Genomic DNA, 23,235 nt, shown 5'->3' on the forward strand with positions numbered 1-23,235 from the left:
TCGGGGGCCCCGGCCCCGCACCATGAGGGGCGCACATCAATGGCGATCAGCGTCTTCGACCTGTTCAAGATCGGCATCGGCCCGTCGAGCTCCCACACGGGCGGCCCGATGGCGGCGGCGCACAAGTTCGTCCGTGGCCTGCACGAGGACGGCCTGCTGGATCAGGTGGCCCGGGTGGAGGCCATCCTGTACGGCTCGCTCGGCCTGACCGGCAAGGGCCACGGCAGCGACAAGGCGGTCCTGCTCGGCCTGTCCGGCGAGAAGCCCGAACTGGTGGACGTGGACACCGTGGACGCCCGCATCGCCGCGATGCGCGAGTCGGGCACGGTCACCCTGTTCGGCACCCACGAGATCCCCTTCGTCGTCGGCGAGGACCTCGTCTTCGAGCGCAAGATCTCCCTGCCCGAGCACCCGAACGGCATGCGCTTCACCGCCCGCGCGGCCTCCGGCGAGCGGCTCAGGGAGAAGGTCTACTTCTCGGTCGGCGGCGGCTTCGTCGTGGACGAGAAGGCCACCGGCGCCGACCGCATCAAGCCCGACGACACCGTGCTGCCCTTCCCCTTCACCACCGGCGAGGAGTTGCTCAAGCACTGCTCGAACACCGGTCTGTCGATCTCCGCCCTGATGCTGCGGAACGAGCGGGCGTTCGGCCGTACGGAGGAGGAGATCCGGCGCGGGCTGCTTCACCTGTGGCAGGTCATGTCCGAGTGCGTGCGCCGGGGCATCGCGACGGAGGGCGTGCTGCCGGGCGGCCTGAAGGTCAGGCGCCGCGCCAACCAGCTCCACCGCCGTCTGCAGTCGGAGCCGCCGGAGAGGGACCCGTTGCAGGCCATGGACTGGGTCACGCTGTTCGCCTTGGCGGTCAACGAGGAGAACGCGGCCGGCGGGCGCATCGTCACCGCGCCCACGAACGGCGCCGCCGGCATCATCCCGGCCGTCCTGAGCTACTACACCCGGTTCGTCCCGCACGCCGACGACGACGGCGTGGTCCGCTTCCTGCTGACGGCCGGCGCGATCGGGGTGCTGTTCAAGGAGAACGCCTCCATCTCCGGGGCCGAGGTGGGCTGCCAGGGCGAGGTGGGCTCGGCCTGCTCGATGGCCTCGGCCGCCCTCACGGAGGTCCTCGGGGGCACGCCCGAGCAGGTGGAGAACGCGGCCGAGATCGGCATCGAGCACAACCTGGGCCTGACCTGCGACCCGATCGGCGGCCTGGTGCAGATCCCGTGCATCGAGCGCAACGCGGTGGCCTCCAACAAGGCCATCACCGCCGCCCGCATCGCGCTGCGCGGCGACGGCCGGCACTTCGTGGCACTGGACAAGGCGATCAAGACGATGCGCGACACCGGCCGCGACATGCTGGACAAGTACAAGGAGACGTCGCGCGGCGGGCTCGCGGTGAACGTCATCGAGTGCTGATCACCTCTGAGTGGTACCATAGAGCTGTACCACTCAGAGGGAGGGTCATGTCCATCACCGCCAGCGAGGCCCGGCGACGTCTGTTCCCGCTGATCGAAGAGGTCAACAACGACCGCACTGCCGTCGAGATCGTATCCAAGAGCGGGAACGCCTATCTGGTGGCCGCAGAAGAGTACGAAGCCCTCCAGGAGACGGCCTACCTGCTCCGCTCTCCGGCCAACGCTCGCCGGCTGATCGAGTCGCACCAGGAGGCGCTCGCGGGCCGCCACGAGAGGCACGAACTGCTGGACGACGAGACTTCCCGGTGAAAGTCGCCTTCACGGGGAAAGGCTGGGAGGACTACGTCCACTGGCAGACGGCCGATCGGCAGATCCTCAAGCGAATCAACCGGCTCGTCGAGGACGCGTTGCGTGATCCCTTCGAGGGCATCGGCAAGCCTGAGCCGCTGAAGTACGCCCTGGCAGGCGCGTGGTCGCGGCGCATCACCGAAGAGCACCGACTGGTGTACCTGCCCATGGACGATGAGATCGTCATTCTGCAGGCTCGCTACCACTACGAGTAGATCGACCCATCAAGACGATGCGCGACATGGTGGACACGTACCAGGAGACGTCGCGCGGGGGGCTCGCGGTCAACGTCATCGAGTGCTGAGCGGTGCTCAGCGCCTCACGTGCAGCCGGACGACGGCCGGCGTCTCGTCGTCGCGGACCTCGCGGCGGATGCGGCCCACGATGTCCTGGTCGAGCTTGCCGACCACCGAGCCCATGTCCGCCGCCGCCGGGCAGGTCAGGCCGAGGCGCAGGCCGTCCTCGGCGACGCGCACGCCCGCCTTGCCCAGGCCGTCCACTCCTTTGAGGCCGACGAACAGCATGGCCGTGCCCGTGCCGTTCTGGGTGCCGCGGCGGCCCCAGCCCAGGCAGAGCAGCAGCCAGCGCAGCGCGACCAGGGCCAGGATCAGCATGCCCAGCGCCAGGAACCACAGGGGCCAGGGGTCCTCGGCCAGCGACCTGTGGGCGCGGCCGGGCAGGACCTTCGCGGTGGGCGACAGGCCGAAGAACTGGTCGTGGCCGCGCAGCCACGCGTAGCCGCCCAGCACCAGCAGCAGCCCTCCGACGATGGCCAGCCCGACGCGGTTGCCCGCATACTGCCGCATCACACAACGCTCCCTTCCGCCGTGTGACCGGCGGGCCCGCGACCGGCCGGTGTGTGACCGGCGGACGCGCGACCGAACAGCGTGCGACCGGTCTGTGCGGGGCGGGTCATGCGGCGGCCCTCCGGCGCAGACGGACCACGACCTCGCCGGTGCCGAGCGTGCCGACGCCCGCCAGGCGGTCGCCGACGGCCGTCCCGACCTGCCTGAGCATCTGGCCCGAGCTCTCCGCGCCGGTCGTGACCGTGACCTCGATGGTGCGCAGGCGCAGCCGGACGCGGGCCTTGTCCACGCCCGCCACCTGCATGGCCGCCGCGCGCAGCGTGCGGCGCAGGCCCGAGCGGGTGATGCCGATGACGATCAGCGGGTCGGCGGTCTCCACCGCCACCAGGCCGGAGCGGCCCGGCACGATCGCCAGCAGCAGCATGAGCGCGCCCGCCCCCGCCGACACCAGGGCCGCGGTCGCCGTGGTCACCCAGGTGGTCTTGCCCGCGAGCGCGACCACCTCGTTCACGGGGACCCAGCCGAGCGGCGCGCCGAGCAGCGCCGACACCACCTCGGCCGAGGTCGCCCCGAGCCCGGCGGCCAGCGTGAGCGCGACCAGGGCTCCGGGGACGGTACGCGCGGGCCTGAGCACCCTGCTCGCCCTGCGCAGCCCGGTGTGCCGCGGGGCGACGACGGCGCCGGGCAATATCTGCTGAAGCGTGGTCATCACAACGAAAGACGTACATGGATCGGGCATGACGTGAACCGCGCCCTCGCCGCCGATTTGCCCGAACATTACGGGGACCGCAATCAACGCGAACGCGCCTCATATTCATTTGCCCCATATGCGGTTACGCTGCCGGTATGGATGACCGGCAGCGTTATGACCGCGCGACAGCGGCCCTCGAAGCACCGTTCGCCATTCTCGACCTCGCGGCCATGCGGGCCAACGCCGCGGATCTCGTCCGGCGGGCGGCGGGCAAACCGATCAGGGTCGCCAGCAAGTCCATCCGCAGCCGCCCGCTGCTCGAACGCATCCTCGCCATGGACGGCTTCCAGGGCATCCTGGCCTACACCCTGCCCGAGGCGCTCTGGCTGGCCGCCAACGGCTGCACCGACATCGTCGTCGCCTACCCCACCGCCGACCGGCACGCCCTGGCCGCCCTGGCCGCGGACGCGAGCGCGGCCGAGCACGTCACCGTCATGGTCGACTCGGCCGCGCACCTCGACTACATCGAGGCGGCCGTGGCCGAGACGCGCCCGCGCGCCGAGATCCGGCTCTGCATCGACGTGGACGCCTCCTACGTCGCCTTCGGCCGCCGGGCCGGCACGCTGCGCTCCCCCATCCGCGAGCCGTACGAGGCCGCCGACCTGGCCACCGCCATCGCCAAGCGCCCCGGCCTGCGGCTGGCCGGGCTGATGGCGTACGAGGCGCAGATCGCCGGGGTCGGCGACGACCCGCCCGCGGGCGCCGCCCGTGCCCGCGTCGTCCGCGTCATGCAGGCGCTGTCGGCCAGAGAGCTGATCGTGCGGCGCGGGCGCGTGGTGAACGCCGTACGCCAGCTCGCCGACCTCGAGTTCGTCAACGGCGGCGGCACCGGCTCGGTCGAGCTCACCGTGCGCGAGAAGGCCGTCACCGAGGTCACGGCGGGCTCCGGCCTCTTCCATCCCCGCCTGTTCGACTTCTACCGCCGCTTCACCGGACGCCCGGCCGCCATGTTCGCGCTGCCGGTGGTGCGCCGTCCGGACCCCGGCACGGTGACCGTGCTCGGCGGCGGCTACGTGGCCTCGGGCCCCGTGGGGCCCGCCCGCGCGCCCCAGCCGTACCTGCCCGCGGGCCTGCGGTACGCACCCGACGAGGGCGCGGGCGAGGTGCAGACCCCGCTGCTCGGCCGGGCCGCCGAGGAACTGCGGATCGGCGACCGGGTGTGGTTCAGGCACGCCAAGGCGGGCGAGCTGTGCGAGCGGTTCGACACGCTGCACCTCGTCGAGGGCGACGCCCTGGCGGGGGCGGCGCCGACGTACCGGGGCGAGGGCCAGACGTTCCTCTAGCGGCGCCCGCGGCGGCGCCGCCACAACACGATGGCCGCCCCCACGACCAGCGCCGCGCCGACGCCGATGAGCAGCGGCCCCAGCTCGGGCCGCTCCTCCTCCCACACCTTCTCGTGGTCGTCGCCGTACTCGGCGGGCCGCGGCGTGACCCCGAGGGCGTCGCCCACGGACGCCACGAAGTGCCCCGCCCTGCTCTTGACGTCGGCCACCGTACGCTCGGCGACCCGCTTGGGACTCACCTTGTCGGCGATGGCGTCGACCGTGTGCGCCAACTCCGCGCGCGTCTGGGCGATGCGCCGCTCCAGCTCGTCGGGATCGGTGTCAGCCATGGTTCTCCTTCCAGCCGTACGCGCCGCGTGCCGAGCGGGCTCCGTCCGTTCTGGTGATCAGTCTGTCAGGTCGGCGCGCCGTCCGGCACAACGGCCGGGCCGGTAGGTTTGGCGGGAAGAACCCAGGAGGGCCCATTGACCGAGACCAAGCTCGCGCCCGGCGACGCCGCGCCCGAGTTCACGCTACCCACCGCCGACGGCGGCGCCATCTCGCTCGACGCCTACCGCGGCAAGCGCGTGATTCTCTATTTCTACCCTGCCGCGATGACACCCGGCTGCACCAAGCAGGCCTGTGACTTCCGCGACAACCTCGCCCAGCTCACGGCCGAAGGGTTCGTCGTCCTCGGCGTGTCGAAGGACAAGCCGGAGAAGCTGGCCAAGTTCGTTGCGCGCGACGCGCTGACCTTCCCCCTCCTGTCCGACCCCGACCTGGCCGTGCACCGGGCCTACGGCGCCCACGGCACGAAGAAGCTGTACGGCAAGGAGGTCGTGGGGGTCATCCGCTCGACGTTCGTCATCGACGCCGACGGGAAGGTGGAGCAGGCGCTCTACAACGTGAAGGCGACGGGACACGTGGCTTCGCTGAAGAAGAAGCTCGGCCTGTCCTGACCCGCGGGCGGGTCCCGCTTCCCGGCGGGCCCGCTCCTCTTTCGCAAATGCCTCCGGCCCGCATTCTGAGCGCTAAACTGTGTTCGGCCCGTTGCGACGGGCGGCGCGGGCGTGGCGAAATGGCATACGCGGCAGGTTTAGGTCCTGTTGGTGGCAACACTGTGGGGGTTCGAGTCCCCCCGCCCGCACCCGAATTCCTATTTCGTTTTCGGTAGCCGGTGTTTTCGCTGATCCGCAATTGCGCTATTCAGCCGGTCCGGAGGGGCGCTGGATCCCCGTTCTCCACAGACCCGTCCGGCGGCTCGGGCTCTCGGGGCACATCGGGCACCGCGGCCGTGGGTCGCGGCACGACACAGCGCACATGGTCGCCGTCCGGAGCGCAGCCGGGCCTTCCCGGGGGTCCCCAGCCGGGCCCGCGGGGCTCCAGCCACAGGCCGGTCCTGGCGGGGCGGTCGGGCACGAGGTCGGTCAGGGCGGCCACGGTGACGCCGCCGAGCACGCCGCCGGCGAGCAGCCCGATCAGGCCGGCTCCCATGACCTGGGTGCGTCTGCGGCGCAGGAAGTCCGGTAAGGAGCCCGGCCGTCGCTCGTGTGGTGTCGGCTGGGTGGGCGGGAGGTGGATGGCGGGGCGATCCGCCTGCTCTCCGTACCTGAGGGCACCGGTTTCGGGCGGTTCCGATGAAGTCGGGTCGCGCGGCGCTTCCTCTGCGCCGCGCGACCCGGCGTCGCGATCATGATCCGCCATCACGATCTCCCTTTACTCGCCCACGAGGGGCGCTCCCAGTCATGAGGATGCCAAAAGCCCCGTAAGCCCCATGTAAGCGGAGGATCATCTAAGACCTGGGTCGTAGTCCTACTTCCACCTAGAGACGGACCAATATCGCACCTGCCCTGCATATCGTGATGATGTGTTCGGCAAGGTACGGGCGTGGTCCGTGAGCCACGGAAGACTGGCGGGCGCCTTCCGCGTGGCTCCCCTGGCGGTGCTGTGCGCCGTGCTGACGTGGCCGTACGCGGTGTTCCTCCCGCCGGAGGAGAACGTCCCGCTGACCGTGGCCGGTCATCTGGCGCTGTCGGCGGCGCTCATCGTGCCGCTGCTGTGGCGGAACCAGCCGCTGCTGTCGTTCGCCGCGGTGTCGCTGGTCAGCTTCGGGCAGTGGCTGGCGCAGGCCACTCCGCAGCCGGCCAACCTCGCGGTGCTGGTGGCGCTCTGGGCGGTGGCCTACCAGTGCTCGTTCCGGTGGGCGCTGGCGGCGGGCCTGGTGGCGGAGCTGGGCGTGTTCCTGGCGCTGCTCAACTGGTCGGCGGCCACGTTCGGGATGTTCTTCAGCGGCTCGATCCTCGTGGTCGCGGTCTGGGTGACCGGCCTGTACGCCAACACCCGCCGCCGCTACCTGGAGGGCCTGGAGGAGCGCGCCGAACGGGCCGAACGCGAACGGGACCAGCAGGCCAGGATGGCCGCCGCGGCCGAACGGGCCAGGATCGCCAGGGAACTGCACGACGTCGTGGCCCACAACGTCAGCGTGATCGTGGTGCAGGCCGACGGCGCCGGCTTCGCCCTCGACAGCGACATCGAGCAGGCCCGCCTGGCCGTCCGGAACATCTCCAAGACCGGCCGCGCCGCCCTCGCCGAGATGCGCCGGCTGGTGGGCGTGCTGCGCGAGAGCGAGGCCGCGGGCACCGACTACACCCCGCAGCCCGGGCTCGGCCAGCTAGAGGAACTGGTGAGCGGCTCGGGCGTGCCCGCCCGGCTGCTGGTCGGCGGCGCGCCGGCCGAGCTGCCCGAGGGTCAGCAGCTCGCCGTCTACCGCATCGTCCAGGAGGCTTTGACGAACGCGCTCAAGCACGGCGGCCCCGGCGTCGAGGCCACCGTGGAGATCGAGTACAGCGGTCGTGACCTGGTGATCCGCGTGACCGACAACGGCCGGGGCGCGGCGGCCCCGCGCAGCCCCGACGGGCACGGGCTGATCGGCATGCGCGAGCGGGCCGGCATGTACGGCGGCGCCGTGTCGGCCGCCCCCCGGCGGGGCGGCGGGTTCGAGGTGCTGGCCAGGTTCCCCATGGCGAAGGCGGCGTAGATGATCCGGGTGATGCTGGTCGACGACCAGGAGCTGTTGCGGGCCGGCTTCCGGATGGTGCTCGGCGCGCAGCCGGACATCGAGGTGGTGGCGGAGGCCGGGGACGGCCGCACCGCCCTGGAGATCCTCAAGGACACGCAGGTGGACGTGGTGCTGATGGACGTCCGCATGCCCGGCATGGACGGCGTCGAGGCCACCGCCCACATCGACGGGCCGAAGGTGCTCATCCTGACCACGTTCGACCTCGACGAGTACGCCTTCGCGGCGGTCAAGGCGGGCGCGGCCGGGTTCCTGCTGAAGGACGTGCCGCCGAACGACCTGGTCAACGCCATCAGGGTGGTGCACGCGGGCGAGTCCGTGGTGTCGCCGAGCACGCTGCGCCGGATGCTGGACCGCTTCGCCGCGCAGCTCCCCTCCGGCACGCCGGTGGCGTCGGCGGCCGACCTGACGCCGCGCGAGCGCGAGGTGCTGCTCATGGTGGCCCGGGGCCTGTCCAACATGGAGATCGCCGCGGGTCTGGAGGTGGCGGAGGCCACGGTGAAGACGCATCTGGGGCGGGTGCTGGCCAAGCTGGGGCTGCGGGATCGGGCCCAGGTGGTGGTGTACGCGTACGAGGCCGGGCTGATCGTGCCCGCGCCTCGGCCGAAAGTCTGACGGGGGTCATCCACCGGCGCACACAAAGTCCCTCCTCAAGGCCCATAATTCGCGAAATTTCCACTTCTAGCGTGAGTCGCGGCTGCAAATCACGACAAGGAGTGAAAGTGACGCTCACCGAGACCCGGCGCCAGGCCCCGCCCGCCGTGGTGGCCACCGATCTGACCAAGGTGTACGGCCAGGGCGACGCCCTCGTGCACGCCCTGCGCGGCGTGACCGTGTCCTTCGCCACCGCCGCGTTCACCGCCATCATGGGCCCGTCGGGCTCGGGCAAGTCGACGCTCATGCACTGCCTGGCCGGCCTCGACACCGCCACCTCGGGCACCGTGCACATCGGCGACGTGGAGCTGACCGGCCTGACCGACCGGCGGCTGACGCTGCTGCGCCGGGAGCGGATCGGCTTCGTCTTCCAGGCGTTCAACCTGCTGCCCACGCTGAGCGCCGAGCAGAACATCCGCCTGCCCCTCGACATCTCCGCCCGCCAGGCCGACCAGGCGCTGTTCGACCGGGTGATCGAGACCGTCGGGCTGAAGGACCGGCTCGCGCACCGGCCGGCCGAGCTGTCCGGCGGCCAGCAGCAGCGCGTGGCCGTGGCCAGGGCGCTCATCAGCAAGCCCCAGGTGATCTTCGCCGACGAGCCCACGGGAAACCTGGACTCGCGCAGCGGGGCCGAGGTCCTGTCCTTCCTGCGCACCTCGGTGCGGGAACTGGGCCAGACCATCGTCATGGTCACGCACGACCCGGTGGCGGCCTCGTACGCCGACCGCGTGGTGTTCCTGCGTGACGGCGAGCTGGTCACCGAGGTCGGCTCCCCGACCCCGCAGAGCGTGCTGGACACCCTCGTCCGGCTGGAGGCGTGAGGTGCTCAGGACCGCGCTGGCCGGGTTGCGCGCGCACCGGCTCAGGCTGCTGCTCACGTCGCTGGCGATCATGCTCGGGGTGGGGTTCATCGCGGGCACGTTCGTGCTGAACGACACCGTCCAGGCCGGCTTCGCGCAGCGGGTCACGGCGGACGCCGCCAAGGTGGACGTGGCGGTGTTGCCCGCCAGGACCGGCGCGACGGTGCCGCATCGGGTGCTGGAGCGGGTCCGCGCGCTGCCCGGCGTGACCGAGGCCCAGGGCCTGATCAGGGGCGGCGCCCCCGTCCTCGGCAAGGACGGCAAGACCTTCGGCAACGCCCCGACCACCGCGCTGTCGGTCGTGCGCGGCCCGCTCGACCGCACCCACGTCGTCTCCGGCACCGGTCCCGGCACCGACGACCAGGCCGCGGTCCTCGACGAGAACACCGCGCGGGCCCAGGGCTTCCGTCTCGGCGACACGATCACCGTGCTCGACGCGGGCCGGAGCGCGCACCGGTTCAGGCTGGTCGGGCTGATCGACACCGGCGTGGACCAGATGCTCGCCTACACCGGCGCGGTCGGCTTCACCCACGCCACCGCCCAGCGGATGACGGGCGTGAAGGGGTACGCGGAGATCGACGTGGCGGGCACGGTGTCGAAGCAGGCCGTCGCGGCGGCCGTCGGCGGCGCGTACGCCGTCAGGACCGGGGACGAGCTGGCCGACGACCTGGCCAGGGCCGCCGGCATCGAGACGCGGATGCTCACGCTGGGCCTGCTGATGTTCGGTGTCGTCGCGATGGCGGTGGCCGCGCTGGTCATCTACAACACCTTCAACATCCTCGTCGCCCAGCGCACCCGGGAGATGGCGCTGCTGCGCTGCATCGGGGCCACGCGCGGGCAGGTGTTCGGCTCGATCCTGCTGGAGTCGGCCGTCGTGGGGCTGCTGGCCTCCGCGCTGGGCCTGTTCATCGGCTACGGCCTGGCCGCGCTCACGCTGAGCGTGCTCACCGCGCTGGACGCCCCGCTGCCCACGGACGCGGCCATCGCCCTCACCCCGGCCACGATCGGGACCGGCCTGGCCGTGGGCCTGGTCGTCACGGTGTGCGCGGCCCTGCTGCCCGCCCGCGCCGCCACCCGCGTGCCGCCGGTCTCGGCGCTGCGCAGCCGGGCGGAGGAGCAGACGTTCCGCACGGGCCTGGCGCGCGGCGCTTTCGCGGCGCTGTTCCTGGCGGCGGGCCTCGGCACGACGGCGGTCGGCGCGTTCGTGCTCGAACCCGGCCGGGAGGTCTCGCTGCTCGTGGTCGTGGCCGGGGGCGCGCTGACCTTCCTGGCCGTGCTCATCCTGGGACCGGTGCTGGTCAGGCCGTTGAGCGCGCTGGTGGGCTGGGCGCCGCGTCGGCTGTTCGGGGTGCCGGGCCGGCTGGCCGTGGACAACTCCGGGCGCAACCCCAGGCGGGCGGCCACCACCACGGTGGCGCTGACCATCGGGGTGACGCTGATGACGCTGATCTCGGTGGTCACCGCGTCCACCCGGACGACGATGACGGTCAAGCTGGACGAGCAGTTCCCCATCGACTTCCTGCTCGCCGACCAGGAACGTGCCTCCGTCGTCCCCAGGTCCGTGGCCGAGGAGCTGCGCGGCAGGCCGGAGCTGGCCTCGGTGGCGCAGATCCGCCAGGTGGAGGCGCCGGTCATGGGCGAGCGGCTCACGGTGGGCACCTACAGCGGGCCCGTCCGGCCGTACGTCGCCGCCGGCTCCATGGCGGGCTTCGGTCCCGGTCAGGCGGCGCTGGACGAGATCACGGCCGAGCGGCTCGGCGTGCGGGTCGGCGACGCGGTGAGTCTGCGGACCGGGCGCGCGGGCACCGTGTCGCTGAAGGTGGTCGCGCTGCTCGACGGCAACCAGTCGGGGCTGCCGCCGGTCACGCTCGCGGAGCGGCCGTTCGAGTCGTACTTCGGCTCGGTGCCCGACGCCCGGGTGATGGTGACGATCAAGGACGGCGTGCCCGAGGAGCGGGCCAGGGCGGTCGTGGACGCCGCCGCCGCGCCCTACCCGGCCGTGCAGGTCAGCAGCTCGACGGAGGTACGCGGGCAGTTCGACGAGACGCTCGACATGATGCTCATGATCATCTCCGGGCTGCTCGGGCTGGCGATCCTGATCTCGCTGCTGGGCATCGCGAACACGCTGTCGCTCTCGGTGCACGAACGCACCAGGGAGTCCGCCCTGCTGCGGGCGCTCGGCCTGACCCGGGCGCAGTTGCGCCGGATGGTGTCCGTCGAGGCGCTGATCCTCGGGCTGATCGGGGCGCTGGTGGGGGTGGTGCTGGGCGTCGTCTTCGGCTGGGCCGCGATGCGGGCGATGCTGGAGGGCTCCGTCCTGTCCGTGCCGGTGCCGCAGATCGTGCTGTTCGTGGTGCTGTCGGGGCTGGCGGGCGTGCTGGCGGCGGTGCTCCCGGCCCGCCGCGCGGCACGGGCGTCGATCGTCGGCTCCCTCGCCACGGGGTGACATCCGGATGAACGGGCGGAACACCTTACGCGATGCCGGAGCCGATCGAGCACTCCACACAGCACCCGGCACAGCCCATCGGGCAGAGTGCTCCGTGCGGTCAGCGGGGGGTGCGGCCGGGCCACAGTTCGGCCACGGTCTCCGGATCGAGCAGCGGCCGGGCCACCACCTCGCCCGTGGCCCCGTCGATGACCACGCAACCGCCCCCGGCCGTCTCCGGCAGCCTGGCCGGATCGTCGGGCTCCAGGTCGCGGACCCACGCCACGTACCCGCCGTCGAAGCCGTACACGCCGACCGGCAGCGCGTCCTCCGGCTCCCGCACCCCGTTGTAGTACTCCTCGGCCAGCGCCCTGGCCTGCTCCAGGTTCATCGTGGCCGCCCCAGGCGATCGAGCAGCACACAGAACACCCCGGTCACCGTCCGGTACGGCGGCTCGACCGACATGTGCCCCCGCTGGGCGTCGATCCAGATCACCTCGCCGTCGAAGTTCACCGCGTTCCAGACGTGCGAGCCGCCGCCCGGCCAGCGCACCAGGATGACCGCCGCCCCGCCGTGCCCGGCGTCGAGCAGCCGCCGGGCGATCATCGGGTAGGCGTGCCGGCCCTGGCCCGCGTACTGCAGGCGGTGGCTCACCCACCGTTCGATCCGGGCCACGCTGCCCTGCTCGCCGGTCAGCACGGGCCGGCCGATCCGGTCGTACTCGGGCAGTCTCGGCGCGGCCGTCGCGGGCTCGCCGTGCCAGGTGGACAGCACGGCGAGCGCGCAGTCGGCGGCGTTGGAGGCCCGGAACGGATCGTCGGCGGGCCCGCCGCCGTTGATCAGGCGCACCCATGTGCCGCGCGGGTCGGGAAAACGGGCGCCGGGCCGCAGCGCCCCGGCGAGGTCCCGCTCCACCTGCGGGTCCGGCTTCGCGAGCCCGCCGGGCACGCCGTACGGACGGCTGTCCGCGAGCCTGGGCGGACGCCGGGGCCCGTCGAACCAGTCGTCCCCGGCGTCGGGCGCGTCGTCACCGGTCGCGGCATCGGCCCTCTCGTGGCCGGGCCGCGCCGGCTCGGCGGCCAGCTCGTAGTCGAGCCACCGCACGCCCTCGGCCACCACGGGGTTGTACGGCCCATCTCGCAGGGCCCACCGGACACTCGGCTTGCGCTCGTGGAACACGGCCTGCCTCCTGTCATGCCTCGACGAACGATCGTAGAGGCGACTCCGTGTCAAGGGGGCGGACTCGGCGGAGATTCTCTGTTCCGGCCGCCCCGTCCACCTGCGCAAACACCCTCAAATCCGGGCTCAGGCCACGTCCACGGTGATGGAGTGCCAGCCGGTCGCGCCGTCGGGCGCGGGCGGCGCGACCTGCTCGGTCTGGGTACGCCCGGAGGCGTCGGTCGCCCGCACCTCGATCGTGTGCCGGCCTGGAGTGGCGGCCCAGTCGATCACCCACTGCCGCCACGTGTCGGGACCGGGTGTCTGGGCCAGCCGCGCCTGCCGCCACTGCCCGCGATCCACCCGCACCTCGACCGCGGCCACGCCGACGTGCTGCGCCCACGCCACCCCGGCGATCGTGGTGGCGCCCGCCTTGAGCGAGTCGCCCGACCTGGGCACGTCGATGCGCGACTGGGTCTTGACGGGGCCCTTGGCCGACCAGCCGCGCGGCGTCCAGTACGCCTGGTCGACGTCGAACCTGGTCACCTTGATGTCCACCACCCACTTGGTGGCCGAGACGTACCCGTACAGGCCGGGCACCACCTGGCGTACGGGGAAGCCGTGCTCCAGGGGCAGCGCCTCGCCGTTCATGGCGACCGCGAACAGCGCGTCGCGGCCGTCCATCACCACGTCCACCGGGGTGCCGCAGGTGAAGCCGTCGGCGGAGGTGGACAGCAGCATGTCGGCGTCGGAACGCAGCCCGGCGCGGCGCAGCACGTCGGCCATCCGCGCGCCCAGCCAGCGGGCGTTGCCCACGTAGGGGCCGCCGACCTCGTTGGACACGCACGCCAGCGTGACGTACGTCTCGGTCAGCGGCAGCTTCAGCAGGTCGGCGTAGGTGAGCTCGACGGGACGGTCCACCATGCCGTGGACGCGCAGGACCCAGTCGCGGGGATCCACCTGGGGGACGACGATCGCGGTGTCGACGCGGTAGAAGTCGCCGTTCGGGGTGACGAACGGGGACAGGCCGCCGATGCGCAGGTCCGTGCCCGCGGGCAGGGGCCGGGCGGGCGTCGCGGGCGCGGGGAGCCTGACGCCGCCGCGCGCCGCGTTCACGGCCCGCCGTCCGCCGAGTTGCTGCCCGAGCACCGCGGCGGCGCCCGCCACCACCGCGCCCCCGGCGGCCCCGGTGAGCAGCCGCCGCCGGTCGAACGTCGCCGCCCGCCCTCCGGCCCGCATCACCGTCGGCCGCTCGGCCTCCGCCCCGCCGCCGAAGCCGCCCTCGACCTCGTGACCGGGCTCCCCGGCCCCGGGAAACACGGGCTCAGCGGGCGCGGAACCGGGCGGCGGGGAGATCGGCTCAGCGGACCCAGCGGGCGAGAGCCCACCGGACCCAGCGGCCCCGGCCCGCGCGACGGGCCCGGTGGCGCGCCGGAGCAGCCAGGTCAAGGCCCAGGCCCCCGCGAGGGCCCCCAGCACGGTCGGCACGGCGTCCAGCAGCCGGGTGTCCGGCCGGGTCACCACGGCCAGCACGCCGATCGCCCCGAACAGCCCGAACCCCGCGTATCCGGCCGCGGGCGCACGCCGGGCCGACACCCCGATGACGGCGGCCACGGCGGCCAGCACCACCAGCACCCCGGCCACCAGAACGGTCTTGTCGTTCTCGCCGAAGGTGTTGATGGCGAAGTCCTTGACCGGGGCCGGCGCCAGGTCGACGGCCGCGTCACCGACCGCCACCACGGGGAACGCCGCCGGCGCGCCGCCCACCCCGGCCACGAGCTGGGCGACCCCGAGGGCGACGCCTCCGGAGACCAATCCTGCCAACGCCCCCGCCCACGGGGGGACCGTCACTTCAGTCCGCACACCTGAGACGGTACGCCGCCGGACGCCGAACGGTGCACAGGCAGGTGGTTCCTCAGGCGGGTGGTTACGAGGTGAGCAGCTCTCGCGCGACCGGGGCCAGCGCCCGGAAGGCCCGCCCCCGGTGGCTGATCGCGTCCTTCTCCTCGGGAGCCAGTTCGGCCGTCGTCCGCGACTCACCCTCGGGCACGAAGATCGGGTCGTAGCCGAACCCGTTGGCGCCCCGGGGCGAGCGGACCAGCCGGCCGGGCAGCGTGCCCTCCACCACCCGGGACTCCCCGGACGGCAGCGCCAGCGCGGCGGCGCAGGCGAAGTGCGCGGCGAGCTTGTCGTCGGGCACGTCGGAGACCTGGGCGAGCAGCAGGTCGAGGTTGGCGAGGTCGGCGCCGTGGCGACCGGCCCAGCGGGCCGAGAAGACGCCCGGCATGCCGTTGAGCACGTCGACGCAGAGCCCGGAGTCGTCGGCCACCGCGGGCAGCCCGGAGCCCTGGGCCACCGCGTGCGCCTTGAGCAGGGCGTTCTCCTCGAACGTGACCCCGGTCTCGGCGATCTCGCCGATCGAGGGGAACTCCTCCAGCCCGACGATGTCGAACCCGGCGAGGATGCGGCGCAGCTCCGCTATCTTGCCCGCGTTGCGGGTGGCCAGCACGACCTTCACGAGCTCAGCGCCTCCTGCTGGAAGAGGGTCAGCTCCTCGCAGCCCGCCACGGCCAGGTCGAGCAGGCTGTCGAGCGCGCCCCGGTCGAACGGCGCGCCCTCGGCCGTGCCCTGGACCTCGACGAACGTGCCGTCGCCGGTCATCACGATGTTCATGTCGGTCTCGGCGGCGACGTCCTCGGTGTAGCAGAGGTCGAGCATCGGCACCGAGCCGACCACGCCGACGGAGACGGCCGCGACCGAGCCGATGAGCGGGTCGCCGGGGCACATGCGGCGCTGGCGCATCCACGCGATCGCGTCGGCCAGCGCGACGTAGGCGCCGGTGATGGCGGCGGTGCGGGTGCCGCCGTCGGCCTCCAGCACGTCGCAGTCGAGCAGAATGGAGTTTTCCCCCAACGCTTTGTAATCGACGCAGGCACGCAGTGAACGCCCGATCAACCGGGAAATCTCGTGGGTCCGCCCGCCGATTTTGCCGCGGACCGATTCGCGATCGTTACGGGTATTGGTCGCCCGCGGCAACATCGCGTATTCGGCCGTAACCCAGCCCTGCCCGCTGCCCCTGCGCCAGCGGGGCACGCTGTCCTGCACGGAGGCGGCGCACAGCACCCGGGTGCCGCCGAACTCGACCAGCGCGGAACCCTCGGCGTGGGTCAGCCATCGCCTGGTGATGGTCACGGGTCGGAGCTGGTCAGGGTTGCGGCCATCCTGTCGGGACATGCAGATCACCCTATCTCCGCGACACAACGCTCTTGACCAAATGTGTCCGCCACATGGATCCTTACGCAATGACAACGGGGGTGTTGCGAAACCCTGACTTCCTCCGGTTCCTGACTTCGCACGTGGCGAACGAACTTGGGGCGAATATCTCACGCGTCGCCCTTCCGCTGGTAGCAGTGCTGGTGCTGCACGCGGGGCCCGCGGAGGTGGGGGTGCTGTCGTCGCTGCAGACGGCGGCCTTCCTGTTGATCGGCCTGCCTGCGGGGGTGTGGGTCGACCGGATGCGCAAGCGCCGGGTGATGATGGTCTCCGACCTGGCCAAGTTCACGGTGCTGGCGAGCATCCCGGTGGCGGCCGCGCTCGACGTGCTGACGATCGAGATGATGTTCGCGGTCGCGCTGATCGCGGGGATGTCACAGGTGTTCAACGATGTGGCCGACCAGACGTACCTGCCTGATCTGGTGAGCACCGCGCAGCTCAGCGACGGGAACGCGAAGCTGGAGGTCGTGCGGTCGGGAGCGTTCCTGGCGGGGCCGGGCCTGGGGGGCGTGCTGGTGCAGTTGCTCGGCGCGCCGCGCACGATCGTGGCCACCGCCATCGGCGCGCTCGCCTCGGTGTTCCTGCTGGCCAGCATCAAGGCGCCCGACAAACCACCCGCCGACGTCGAGCGCGGCCCGCTGCTGCGGGAGATCCGCGCGGGCCTGTCGTACGTGTGGCGCGACCGGCTGTTACGCGCGTTCGTGGCCTCCTCGGCGATCGGCAACCTGTGCGTGAGCGGGGTGCTCGGCCTGTCGGTGCTCTTCCTCGCCGAGACCGTGAAGCTGTCGCCCGGCGTGCTCGGGGTGCTGCTCATGTCGGGAGGGGTCGGCGGCCTGCTGGGCGGGCTGACCGGAAGCTGGTTATCGAGGAGACTCGGCACCGCCAGGACGACCTGGCTGGCCGCCGTGATCGGCGCCCCGTTCGGCCTGCTCCTGCCCATGACGGAGGCCGACTGGCGGGTGGTGTGCTTCGCGATCACCTCGATCGTGATCTCCTGGAACGCGACGCTGTCGAACGTCGGCCAGACCACCTACCGGCAGACCGTCACCCCCGAGCACCTGCTCGGCCGGGTCAACGCGTCGGTGCGGTTCCTGACGTGGGGCGCGATGCCGCTGGGCGCGCTGCTCGGCGGGCTCGTCGCGCAGCAGATCGGGGTTCGGGAGGCGTTGTGGCTGCTCATGATCGGCCGGATGATGGCGTTCGTGCCGCTGCTGTTCTCGCCGCTGCCGCGCATGCGTGACTACGGCGACGTCGTGGCCAGGCCGTGACCCGCGCCCGGCTCAGGTCAGGTCGTAGACGGCGCCGCTGCGGGCCAGCTCCAGCGGCCCGCCGTAGCCGCCGCCCGAAGCCTCCTCCAGCACGGTGGCCTGGTCGTTCCACGGGACGAGGTGGGTCAGGACGAGCCGGCCGACGTCTGCCTTGGCCGCGTGCTCGGCCGCCTGCCGGCCGGTCAGGTGCAGCCCGGAGGGCAGCTCGGGGCGCTCGACGAACGACGCCTCGCACAGCAGCAGGTCGGTGCCCGCGGCCAGCTTGACCAGCTCGCTCGACTCCCCGGTGTCACCGGAGTAGGCCATGCTCACGCCGCCGGCGGCGACCCGGAAGCCGTACGCCTCGACCGGGTGGTTGACCAGGCCGGCGGTGAGGGTGAACGGGCCGATCTCGTACGAGCCGGGCGTCAGCGCCACGAACTCGAACGCGGTCTCCAGTCCCGGCTCGTCCGGCATGCCGTACGCGGCGGCGAGCCGGGCGGACGCCCCGGCGGGCGCGTAGACCGGCACGACGGGATAGGGGGCCCCGGGCCCGTACGTCCTGGCCACGTGATAGCCGCAGATGTCGAGGCAGTGATCGGCGTGCAGGTGTGACAGGCAGATGGCGTCGACGTCGTACAGGCCGGTGTGGCGTTGCAGCGCGCCGAGCGACCCGCTGCCGAGGTCGAGCAGCATCCTGAACCCGTCGGCTTCGAGAAGGTAGCAGGACGCGGGGCTGTCGGGGCCGGGGTAGCTCCCGGAGCAGCCGACGATGGTCACCTTCATGTGGGCCTCCCGTTATAGGTAGTACCCCCCACTGGTGCGACTTCGACCACATCGATCTCCGGGCCCAGGAACCGTCGCCCGAGCCGGGCGAAGAGCAGGGAGTCGCCGGTGGCGCGGAAGCGGTGCCGGGGGGTGGCGTCGGTTCCGGCCGCCAGATCGCGGTCGTGCAGGATCCGGTAGACGTCCTTGGCCGTCTCGTCGGCGCTGGAGATCAGCGTGACCCCGTCGCCGGCGACGTAGGAGATGGCGCCGGTGAGCAGCGGGTAGTGCGTGCAGCCGAGGATGAGCGTGTCGCACCCGGCGTCCCTGACGGGCTCCAGGTACTCGCCCACGACCTTGATGAGGTCATCGCTCATCGTCTCCCCGCGCTCGACGTACTCCACCAGGCGCGGGGCGGCCACGCCGGTGAGGTGCACGTCGGGCGCCGCGGTGAAGGCGTCGTGGTAGGCCATGGAGTCGATGGTGGCCGAGGTGGCGATCACGCCGACCCTGCCGTTGCGGGTGGCCCGTACCGCGCGCCTGGTGGCGGGCATGATCACTTCGACGACGGGCACGTCGTAGCGCTCGCGGGCGTCGCGCAGCACCGCCGAGCTGGCGCTGTTGCAGGCGATCACGAGCATCTTGACGTCCTGCTCGACCAGGTGGTCCATCACCTCCAGCGCGTACGCGCGCAGTTCCGCGATGCGCTTGGGCCCGTACGGCTGGTGGGCCGTGTCGGCCACGTAGGTGATGGACTCGTGGGGCAGTTGGTCGATGATCGCGCGCGCGACCGTCAGGCCGCCCACCCCGCTGTCGAAGATCCCAATACTCGCGTCCGGCACGCTCTAGAGGGTAGGCGACCTGCCCGATCGACACTGCGTAAGAATGCTCACACTGCGACAGGCGTGGCGTGCGGCGATGCCGGGAGGGTCACGTCCGGGGGGCGTCAGCCCCTTCCGACGCGGGCGAGCTGGCGCGACTGGGCCACGAGGCGGCCGGTGGAGTCGCGTACCTCGACCTCCTCGTCGAACCAGCCGTCGGAGATCAGCCGGCCGCCGCCGAGCAGCGTGAGCGGGCCGGGCGCGGGCAGGGCCCGCAGGTGCCAGGTGAGGTCCACGGTGGGGGCCCAGCCGCGGGCCCCGGCGGAGAAGACGACGGGCGGCAGCGCGTCCACGGCCAGCGCCAGCACGTACGGGTCGGGGTCCTGGGGCTCGGCCATCCTGAAGTAGGCCCGCGACTCGGGCCGGCCGGTGGGCTCGCCCTTCAGCCAGCCGATCGTGGGCGGGTCGAAGAGCAGCTCCATCTGGGCGTTCAGCGTCATGCCCGAGTCGGGCTTCGGGTCGGGGAGCTTGACGCACTCCTCCAGCGGGGGCATGGGGTGGGCCGCCTCGCCGGCGTGCACGGGCTCGACGTCGTGCAGCGTGGCCGTGGTGATCAGCCCCTCGATCTGCGGCACGCCGTCCTGGACCAGGGTCGCCCTGGCGAACGCGACGGTCCGGCCCGCCTTCAGCGGCTCGATCCTGACCTGCGCCGGTCCGGGGGCCGCCGACCTCAGGAACTGCGCCGTCTGGCTCACGGGGTGCTCGAACGGCGAGGCGTCCACCGCCGCACGCAGGATCACGGCCATGAGGTAGCCGCCGTTGAGCGGGCCGCCGATCGCGTATCCGGGGTCGATGCACACGTCGTAGGTGTTCTCGTCCACCCTGATCGCCTGCGTGGCCTCGTCGAACTTGGTCATCCGCCCTGCCTCACATCTGGAACTATGTTCTAGACACTTTAGAGCATTCCTCGCTCAGCGCGCCTACCTGCGAAAACATGATTCGGCTGACAACGTTTGATCATGGCAAGTGTCACCGAACTCCGCGGACAGTCCGTTTGGGACTCCAACGGGGTGTGGGTCGGTTTCGTGGTGGACATCCGGGTGGTCAAGCACAAGGGCGAACTCCAGCAGAGCCACACGGTCTACGGCCTCGTCGTCTCCGGTCGCCGGGCCCCGCTCCTGCTCGGGCTCACCCGCGATCGGCAGGACCGATCGACCTGGTTCTCACAGACGTTGGCGCGGGTCGTCTACGCCGGGTGCACTTTCGTGCCCTGGGCGAACGTCGCCGACTACGGAGGCGGCGAGGTGCACCTTGATGTCCTGAGAAAAGAGCTGAACAGGGTCTAAATTTCGACTTCAGTACATTGCAAGCGCCCGTCTAGCAACATCAGCTACTTTCATTGTGGTCAAAAGTCCACATTGTGAGTTGAGTGATGTCTGCGAACAATCCCCCCTATGGCCAGGATCCTGACCGGACCACGGCATACAACTGGAACCAGGGGCAACAGCCGGAGCAGCAGCCGGCGGCTCAGTACCCGAGCCCGCCCTACCCTCCGCAGCAGCCGTACCAGCAGCAGCCCTATGGCCAGCAGTACGACGCGCAAGGACAGGGGGCCTACGGCCAGCAGGCGTCCCACGGGCAGCAGCAACCCTCCTACGGCTCCCAGTACGGGCAGCAGCACGGGCAGCAGCAGCCCTCTTATGGCACGCCCCAGTACGGTGGCCAGCAAGGCTGGCAACAGGAGCAGGGCGGCTGGCAACAGCAACCGCAACAGCAGGGTTGGCAGCAGGAACAGGGTTGGCAGCAGGGCCAGTACGCCCAGGGCGGCTGGCAGCAGCAGGGCCCCGAGGGTTTCGGCCCGCCCGAGCCGCCGAAGAAGGGCCGCAAGACCTGGATCATCGCCGTCGCGGCGGCGCTGGCCGTGGTGCTGTTCGGCGGCGGCGCGGTGTGGGCCGTGGGCGCCTTCGGCGGCGGCGGCACGCAGCCGAACGACGTCCTGCCCGCTGACGCGATCGCCTATGCCCGCGTCGACCTGGACCCGGCCGCCAACCAGAAGCTGGCGCTGTTCGAGCTGGCCAGGAAGTTCACGGTCACCAAGGACGCCTTCACCGGCGACGACCCGCGCAAGGCGCTGTTCGACGCCATCAACGACCAGGATTCCGACAGCGACGTCGACTTCGCCAAGGACGTCGACCCGTGGCTCGGCAGCCGGATCGGCGTCGCCGCCGTACCTTCCGGCAAGGAGGAGCCCGACGTCGCGGTGGCCGTCCAGATCAAGGACCAGGAACTGGCCAAGGCCGGCATCGCCAAGCTGATGAAGGGCGACAAGTACGGCGTGGCCTTCCGCGAGGACTACGCCCTGCTGAGCTCCACGCAGGCCCTGGCCGACAAGTACGCCACGGCCGAGGGCAGCCTGTCCGACAACGCCGAGTACGCCGAGGACATGGGCGCCGTCGGCGAGCAGGGCGTGCTGTCGTTCTGGGCCGACATGGGCGGCCTGATGGAGCTGGCCAAGACGCAGATCCCGGCCGGCCAGGAGGCGGCCGTCGAGCAGATCAAGGACGCCCGGTTCGCCGGCGCCCTGCGCTTCGACAGCGCCTACGTCGAGTTGGCCGGCATCGTCCGCGGCGCCAAGGGCATGACCGCGGAGGGCGACCTGCCCAAGGCCAACCTGGCCACGCTGCCCGCCTCCACGGCCGGCGCGCTGTCGATCTCCGGCCTCGACCAGGTCGTCACCAAGCAGTGGGCCGAGATCGAGAAGCAGGCCGTGGCGTCCGGCAACGCGCAGCTCAGCCAGATGCTGCAGCAGGCCAAGACGCAGCTCGGCCTGGCGCTGCCCGGCGACCTCGCCACGATCCTGGGCCAGAACTTCACGGTCGCGGTGGACAGCGAGGGCCTCGACGGCCAGCAGATCAAGGGCGGCGTGCGGGTCGTGACCGACCCGGCCAAGGCGCAGGCGATCCTCGACAAGGTGCAGCAGGCGCTGACCCAGCAGGGCGCTACCAGCCCGCAGATCGCCAAGGTCGCCGGTGACGGCGTCTTCACGGTGGCGACGACCGACGAGTACGCGAAGAAACTGGCCGAGGAGGGCACACTGGGCGACTCGGAGACGTTCCAGACCGCGATCCCCAACGCGGGCGAGGTGAACTTCGCGCTCTTCGTGGACCTCGACAAGGTCGAGAACCTCTACCTCGGTTCCATGCAGGGCGACGAGAAGGCCAACCTCCAGGTGCTGCGGGCGGTCGGGCTGAGCGGCACGCAGACCGACAGCGAGGCGGCGTTCTCACTGCGGCTGCTGTTCAACTGAGCGCGCGGCACCTGCCGGGTGCGTGCGGCTGAATCGGCGGGAACGCGAAGGGCGGCCTGGTCCACCGAGGACCGGGCCGCCCTGCTGTTGCTCCGTCAGCCTCCGCCCCAGTCTCCGACTACGCCCAGAGCTGGCCTTCGAGGCGGTCCTCCGCCTCCTCCAAGGTGCCCTCGTAGGCGCCCGTGGACAGGTACTTCCAGCCGCCGTCGGCCACCACGAACGCGACGTCGGCGCGTTCGCCCGCCTTGACCGCCTTCGCGGCCACGCCCAGCGCCGCGTGCAGCGCGGCCCCGGTCGAGACGCCGGCGAAGATGCCCTCCGAGGCCAGCAGCTCGCGGGTACGCCGCAGCGCGTCGGCCGAGCCCACCGAGAAGCGGGTGGTCAGCACCGACTCGTCGTAGAGCTCGGGGATGAAGCCCTCGTCCACGTTGCGCAGCCCGTAGACCAGTTCGCCGTAGCGCGGCTCGGCGGCGACGATCTGGACGTCCGGCACCCGCTCACGCAGGAACCGCCCGACGCCCATCAGCGTCCCCGTCGTGCCGAGCCCGGCGACGAAGTGGGTGATCGTGGGCAGGTCCTCGAGGATCTCGGGGCCGGTGCTCTCGTAGTGGGAGCGCCAGTTGGCCGGGTTGCCGTACTGGTAGAGCATCACCCAGTCGGGGTGCTCGGCGGCCAGCCCCTTGGCTACCCGCACGGCCTCGTTGGAGCCGCCCGCGGCGGGCGAGGAGATGATCTCCGCGCCCCACATGCGCAGGAGCTGGCGGCGCTCCTCCGAGGTGTTCTCCGGCATCACGCAGACCAGCCGGTAGCCCTTGAGCCGGGCCGACATGGCCAGCGAGATGCCGGTGTTGCCGCTGGTCGGCTCGAGGATCGTGCAGCCCGGCCTGAGCAGCCCGTCCTTCTCGGCCTCCTGGATCATCCAGAGCGCGGGCCGGTCCTTGATCGAGCCGGTCGGGTTGCGGTCCTCGAGCTTGGCCCAGATCCGCACGTCGGCGGAGGGCGACAACCTCGGCAACCCGACCAGGGGCGTGCGGCCGACCGAGTCCATCAGCGATTCGAACCGCATG

General features: G+C 71.7%; 25 protein-coding genes and 1 tRNA gene. 13 read left to right on the forward strand and 13 right to left on the reverse strand.

Annotated features, from left to right (window positions below):
• Nucleotides 1-39 precede the first annotated feature (39 nt).
• From FAF44_RS01790 to FAF44_RS01800, 3 genes are read left to right on the forward strand one after another with little or no spacing between them, the layout of a single operon-like run.
• Nucleotides 40-1,416, forward strand: coding sequence for an L-serine ammonia-lyase (locus FAF44_RS01790; RefSeq protein WP_237101186.1), 1,377 nt, complete (start codon nucleotides 40-42; stop codon nucleotides 1,414-1,416).
• A gap of 47 nt (nucleotides 1,417-1,463) precedes the next feature.
• Nucleotides 1,464-1,724, forward strand: a complete 261-nt coding sequence (locus tag FAF44_RS01795; RefSeq protein ID WP_237101187.1) for a type II toxin-antitoxin system Phd/YefM family antitoxin — start codon at nucleotides 1,464-1,466, stop codon at nucleotides 1,722-1,724.
• The gene (locus FAF44_RS01800; RefSeq protein ID WP_237101188.1) at nucleotides 1,721-1,978 is read left to right on the forward strand and encodes a Txe/YoeB family addiction module toxin; all 258 of its coding nucleotides are present in this window, start codon (nucleotides 1,721-1,723) and stop codon (nucleotides 1,976-1,978) included. The genes FAF44_RS01795 and FAF44_RS01800 overlap by 4 nt, the downstream gene beginning before the upstream one ends.
• Nucleotides 1,979-2,074: 96 nt before the next feature.
• Here FAF44_RS01800 and FAF44_RS01805 read toward each other — a convergent pair whose 3' ends face one another.
• Both FAF44_RS01805 and FAF44_RS01810 read right to left on the reverse strand, forming a co-directional pair.
• The gene (locus tag FAF44_RS01805; RefSeq protein WP_237101189.1) at nucleotides 2,075-2,572 is read right to left on the reverse strand and encodes a hypothetical protein; all 498 of its coding nucleotides are present in this window, start codon (nucleotides 2,570-2,572) and stop codon (nucleotides 2,075-2,077) included.
• Between the two features lie 103 nt (nucleotides 2,573-2,675).
• Nucleotides 2,676-3,278 (reverse strand): DUF6286 domain-containing protein, encoded by a 603-nt coding sequence (locus FAF44_RS01810; RefSeq protein ID WP_237101190.1) that lies wholly within the window; start codon nucleotides 3,276-3,278, stop codon nucleotides 2,676-2,678.
• A gap of 137 nt (nucleotides 3,279-3,415) precedes the next feature.
• Here FAF44_RS01810 and FAF44_RS01815 point away from each other — a divergent pair, with 137 nt between their 5' ends.
• Complete coding sequence (locus FAF44_RS01815) at nucleotides 3,416-4,603, forward strand: amino acid deaminase/aldolase (RefSeq protein ID WP_237101191.1); 1,188 nt, start codon at nucleotides 3,416-3,418, stop codon at nucleotides 4,601-4,603.
• Here the strand turns inward: FAF44_RS01815 and FAF44_RS01820 are convergent.
• Nucleotides 4,600-4,932 carry a DUF3618 domain-containing protein gene (locus FAF44_RS01820; RefSeq protein WP_237101192.1) on the reverse strand — a complete coding sequence of 111 codons (333 nt, stop codon included), beginning with the start codon at nucleotides 4,930-4,932 and terminating at the stop codon, nucleotides 4,600-4,602. The two genes, FAF44_RS01815 and FAF44_RS01820, sit on opposite strands and share 4 nt — an antisense overlap.
• A gap of 135 nt (nucleotides 4,933-5,067) precedes the next feature.
• Between FAF44_RS01820 and bcp the strand changes: the two genes are divergently transcribed.
• Nucleotides 5,068-5,541, forward strand: coding sequence for a thioredoxin-dependent thiol peroxidase (gene bcp / locus FAF44_RS01825; protein WP_237101193.1), 474 nt, complete (start codon nucleotides 5,068-5,070; stop codon nucleotides 5,539-5,541).
• 105 nt (nucleotides 5,542-5,646) lie between these two features.
• Nucleotides 5,647-5,729: transfer RNA gene (locus FAF44_RS01830), tRNA-Leu, on the forward strand.
• Nucleotides 5,730-5,788: 59 nt separating this feature from the next.
• On the opposite strand, the gene FAF44_RS01835 is transcribed toward FAF44_RS01830, so the two are convergent.
• Nucleotides 5,789-6,076 carry a hypothetical protein gene (locus FAF44_RS01835; RefSeq protein ID WP_237101194.1) on the reverse strand — a complete coding sequence of 96 codons (288 nt, stop codon included), beginning with the start codon at nucleotides 6,074-6,076 and terminating at the stop codon, nucleotides 5,789-5,791.
• A gap of 400 nt (nucleotides 6,077-6,476) precedes the next feature.
• Here FAF44_RS01835 and FAF44_RS01840 point away from each other — a divergent pair, with 400 nt between their 5' ends.
• From FAF44_RS01840 to FAF44_RS01855, 4 genes are all read left to right on the forward strand, one after another.
• Nucleotides 6,477-7,619, forward strand: coding sequence for a sensor histidine kinase (locus FAF44_RS01840; RefSeq protein WP_237101195.1), 1,143 nt, complete (start codon nucleotides 6,477-6,479; stop codon nucleotides 7,617-7,619).
• Nucleotides 7,620-8,273 carry a response regulator transcription factor gene (locus FAF44_RS01845; protein WP_237101196.1) on the forward strand — a complete coding sequence of 218 codons (654 nt, stop codon included), beginning with the start codon at nucleotides 7,620-7,622 and terminating at the stop codon, nucleotides 8,271-8,273. It begins immediately after the preceding gene.
• A 107-nt stretch (nucleotides 8,274-8,380) separates the two neighbouring features.
• A complete protein-coding gene (locus FAF44_RS01850) occupies nucleotides 8,381-9,133 on the forward strand; it encodes an ABC transporter ATP-binding protein (protein ID WP_237101197.1) in 753 nt (250 codons plus the stop codon).
• A gap of 1 nt (nucleotide 9,134) precedes the next feature.
• Nucleotides 9,135-11,618, forward strand: a complete 2,484-nt coding sequence (locus tag FAF44_RS01855; RefSeq protein WP_237101198.1) for an ABC transporter permease — start codon at nucleotides 9,135-9,137, stop codon at nucleotides 11,616-11,618.
• 100 nt (nucleotides 11,619-11,718) lie between these two features.
• On the opposite strand, the gene FAF44_RS01860 is transcribed toward FAF44_RS01855, so the two are convergent.
• The 5 genes from FAF44_RS01860 to rph form a co-directional block, all read right to left on the reverse strand.
• A complete protein-coding gene (locus FAF44_RS01860) occupies nucleotides 11,719-11,988 on the reverse strand; it encodes a hypothetical protein (protein ID WP_237101199.1) in 270 nt (89 codons plus the stop codon).
• Complete coding sequence (locus FAF44_RS01865; RefSeq protein WP_237101200.1) at nucleotides 11,985-12,776, reverse strand: toxin glutamine deamidase domain-containing protein; 792 nt, start codon at nucleotides 12,774-12,776, stop codon at nucleotides 11,985-11,987. The genes FAF44_RS01860 and FAF44_RS01865 overlap by 4 nt, the downstream gene beginning before the upstream one ends.
• Nucleotides 12,777-12,902: 126 nt before the next feature.
• A complete protein-coding gene (locus FAF44_RS01870; RefSeq protein ID WP_237101201.1) occupies nucleotides 12,903-14,618 on the reverse strand; it encodes a molybdopterin-dependent oxidoreductase in 1,716 nt (571 codons plus the stop codon).
• A gap of 64 nt (nucleotides 14,619-14,682) precedes the next feature.
• A complete protein-coding gene (rdgB, locus tag FAF44_RS01875; protein WP_237101202.1) occupies nucleotides 14,683-15,273 on the reverse strand; it encodes an RdgB/HAM1 family non-canonical purine NTP pyrophosphatase in 591 nt (196 codons plus the stop codon).
• On the reverse strand, nucleotides 15,270-15,989 hold the full coding sequence (rph, locus tag FAF44_RS01880) for a ribonuclease PH (protein WP_237101203.1): 720 nt from the start codon (nucleotides 15,987-15,989) through the stop codon (nucleotides 15,270-15,272). The genes rdgB and rph overlap by 4 nt, the downstream gene beginning before the upstream one ends.
• Nucleotides 15,990-16,057: 68 nt before the next feature.
• Between rph and FAF44_RS01885 the strand changes: the two genes are divergently transcribed.
• Nucleotides 16,058-17,296, forward strand: coding sequence for an MFS transporter (locus tag FAF44_RS01885; RefSeq protein ID WP_237101204.1), 1,239 nt, complete (start codon nucleotides 16,058-16,060; stop codon nucleotides 17,294-17,296).
• A 12-nt stretch (nucleotides 17,297-17,308) separates the two neighbouring features.
• Here the strand turns inward: FAF44_RS01885 and FAF44_RS01890 are convergent, their stop codons facing one another.
• From FAF44_RS01890 to FAF44_RS01900, 3 genes are all read right to left on the reverse strand, one after another.
• The gene (locus tag FAF44_RS01890; RefSeq protein WP_237101205.1) at nucleotides 17,309-18,061 is read right to left on the reverse strand and encodes an MBL fold metallo-hydrolase; all 753 of its coding nucleotides are present in this window, start codon (nucleotides 18,059-18,061) and stop codon (nucleotides 17,309-17,311) included.
• A complete protein-coding gene (gene murI / locus FAF44_RS01895; protein ID WP_237101206.1) occupies nucleotides 18,058-18,882 on the reverse strand; it encodes a glutamate racemase in 825 nt (274 codons plus the stop codon). The genes FAF44_RS01890 and murI overlap by 4 nt, the downstream gene beginning before the upstream one ends.
• A gap of 104 nt (nucleotides 18,883-18,986) precedes the next feature.
• A complete protein-coding gene (locus FAF44_RS01900) occupies nucleotides 18,987-19,778 on the reverse strand; it encodes a thioesterase family protein (RefSeq protein WP_237101207.1) in 792 nt (263 codons plus the stop codon).
• A 102-nt stretch (nucleotides 19,779-19,880) separates the two neighbouring features.
• Here FAF44_RS01900 and FAF44_RS01905 point away from each other — a divergent pair, with 102 nt between their 5' ends.
• Complete coding sequence (locus tag FAF44_RS01905) at nucleotides 19,881-20,207, forward strand: hypothetical protein (RefSeq protein WP_237101208.1); 327 nt, start codon at nucleotides 19,881-19,883, stop codon at nucleotides 20,205-20,207.
• 86 nt (nucleotides 20,208-20,293) lie between these two features.
• On the forward strand, nucleotides 20,294-22,168 hold the full coding sequence (locus FAF44_RS01910; protein WP_237101209.1) for a DUF3352 domain-containing protein: 1,875 nt from the start codon (nucleotides 20,294-20,296) through the stop codon (nucleotides 22,166-22,168).
• A 118-nt stretch (nucleotides 22,169-22,286) separates the two neighbouring features.
• Here the strand turns inward: FAF44_RS01910 and FAF44_RS01915 are convergent, their stop codons facing one another.
• A complete protein-coding gene (locus FAF44_RS01915) occupies nucleotides 22,287-23,234 on the reverse strand; it encodes a PLP-dependent cysteine synthase family protein (protein WP_237101210.1) in 948 nt (315 codons plus the stop codon).
• Nucleotide 23,235 lies beyond the last annotated feature (1 nt).

Source organism: Nonomuraea sp. MG754425, from assembly GCF_021699195.1.
GTDB lineage: Bacteria > Actinomycetota > Actinomycetes > Streptosporangiales > Streptosporangiaceae > Nonomuraea.

What these genes read in the sequence shown, in the direction of transcription:
- FAF44_RS01885 (WP_237101204.1), top strand. Translation starts at nt 16,058, where the DNA reads ATGACAACGGGGGTGTTGCGAAACCCTGACTTCCTCCGGTTCCTGACT.
- FAF44_RS01860 (WP_237101199.1), bottom strand. Translation starts at nt 11,988, where the DNA reads ATGAACCTGGAGCAGGCCAGGGCGCTGGCCGAGGAGTACTACAACGGG.
- FAF44_RS01905 (WP_237101208.1), top strand. Translation starts at nt 19,881, where the DNA reads ATGGCAAGTGTCACCGAACTCCGCGGACAGTCCGTTTGGGACTCCAAC.
- FAF44_RS01810 (WP_237101190.1), bottom strand. Translation starts at nt 3,278, where the DNA reads ATGACCACGCTTCAGCAGATATTGCCCGGCGCCGTCGTCGCCCCGCGG.
- rph (WP_237101203.1), bottom strand. Translation starts at nt 15,989, where the DNA reads ATGTCCCGACAGGATGGCCGCAACCCTGACCAGCTCCGACCCGTGACC.
- FAF44_RS01790 (WP_237101186.1), top strand. Translation starts at nt 40, where the DNA reads ATGGCGATCAGCGTCTTCGACCTGTTCAAGATCGGCATCGGCCCGTCG.
- FAF44_RS01910 (WP_237101209.1), top strand. Translation starts at nt 20,294, where the DNA reads ATGTCTGCGAACAATCCCCCCTATGGCCAGGATCCTGACCGGACCACG.
- FAF44_RS01795 (WP_237101187.1), top strand. Translation starts at nt 1,464, where the DNA reads ATGTCCATCACCGCCAGCGAGGCCCGGCGACGTCTGTTCCCGCTGATC.
- FAF44_RS01915 (WP_237101210.1), bottom strand. Translation starts at nt 23,234, where the DNA reads ATGCGGTTCGAATCGCTGATGGACTCGGTCGGCCGCACGCCCCTGGTC.
- FAF44_RS01815 (WP_237101191.1), top strand. Translation starts at nt 3,416, where the DNA reads ATGGATGACCGGCAGCGTTATGACCGCGCGACAGCGGCCCTCGAAGCA.
- FAF44_RS01900 (WP_237101207.1), bottom strand. Translation starts at nt 19,778, where the DNA reads ATGACCAAGTTCGACGAGGCCACGCAGGCGATCAGGGTGGACGAGAAC.
- FAF44_RS01820 (WP_237101192.1), bottom strand. Translation starts at nt 4,932, where the DNA reads ATGGCTGACACCGATCCCGACGAGCTGGAGCGGCGCATCGCCCAGACG.
- FAF44_RS01890 (WP_237101205.1), bottom strand. Translation starts at nt 18,061, where the DNA reads ATGAAGGTGACCATCGTCGGCTGCTCCGGGAGCTACCCCGGCCCCGAC.
- FAF44_RS01845 (WP_237101196.1), top strand. Translation starts at nt 7,620, where the DNA reads ATGATCCGGGTGATGCTGGTCGACGACCAGGAGCTGTTGCGGGCCGGC.
- FAF44_RS01835 (WP_237101194.1), bottom strand. Translation starts at nt 6,076, where the DNA reads ATGGGAGCCGGCCTGATCGGGCTGCTCGCCGGCGGCGTGCTCGGCGGC.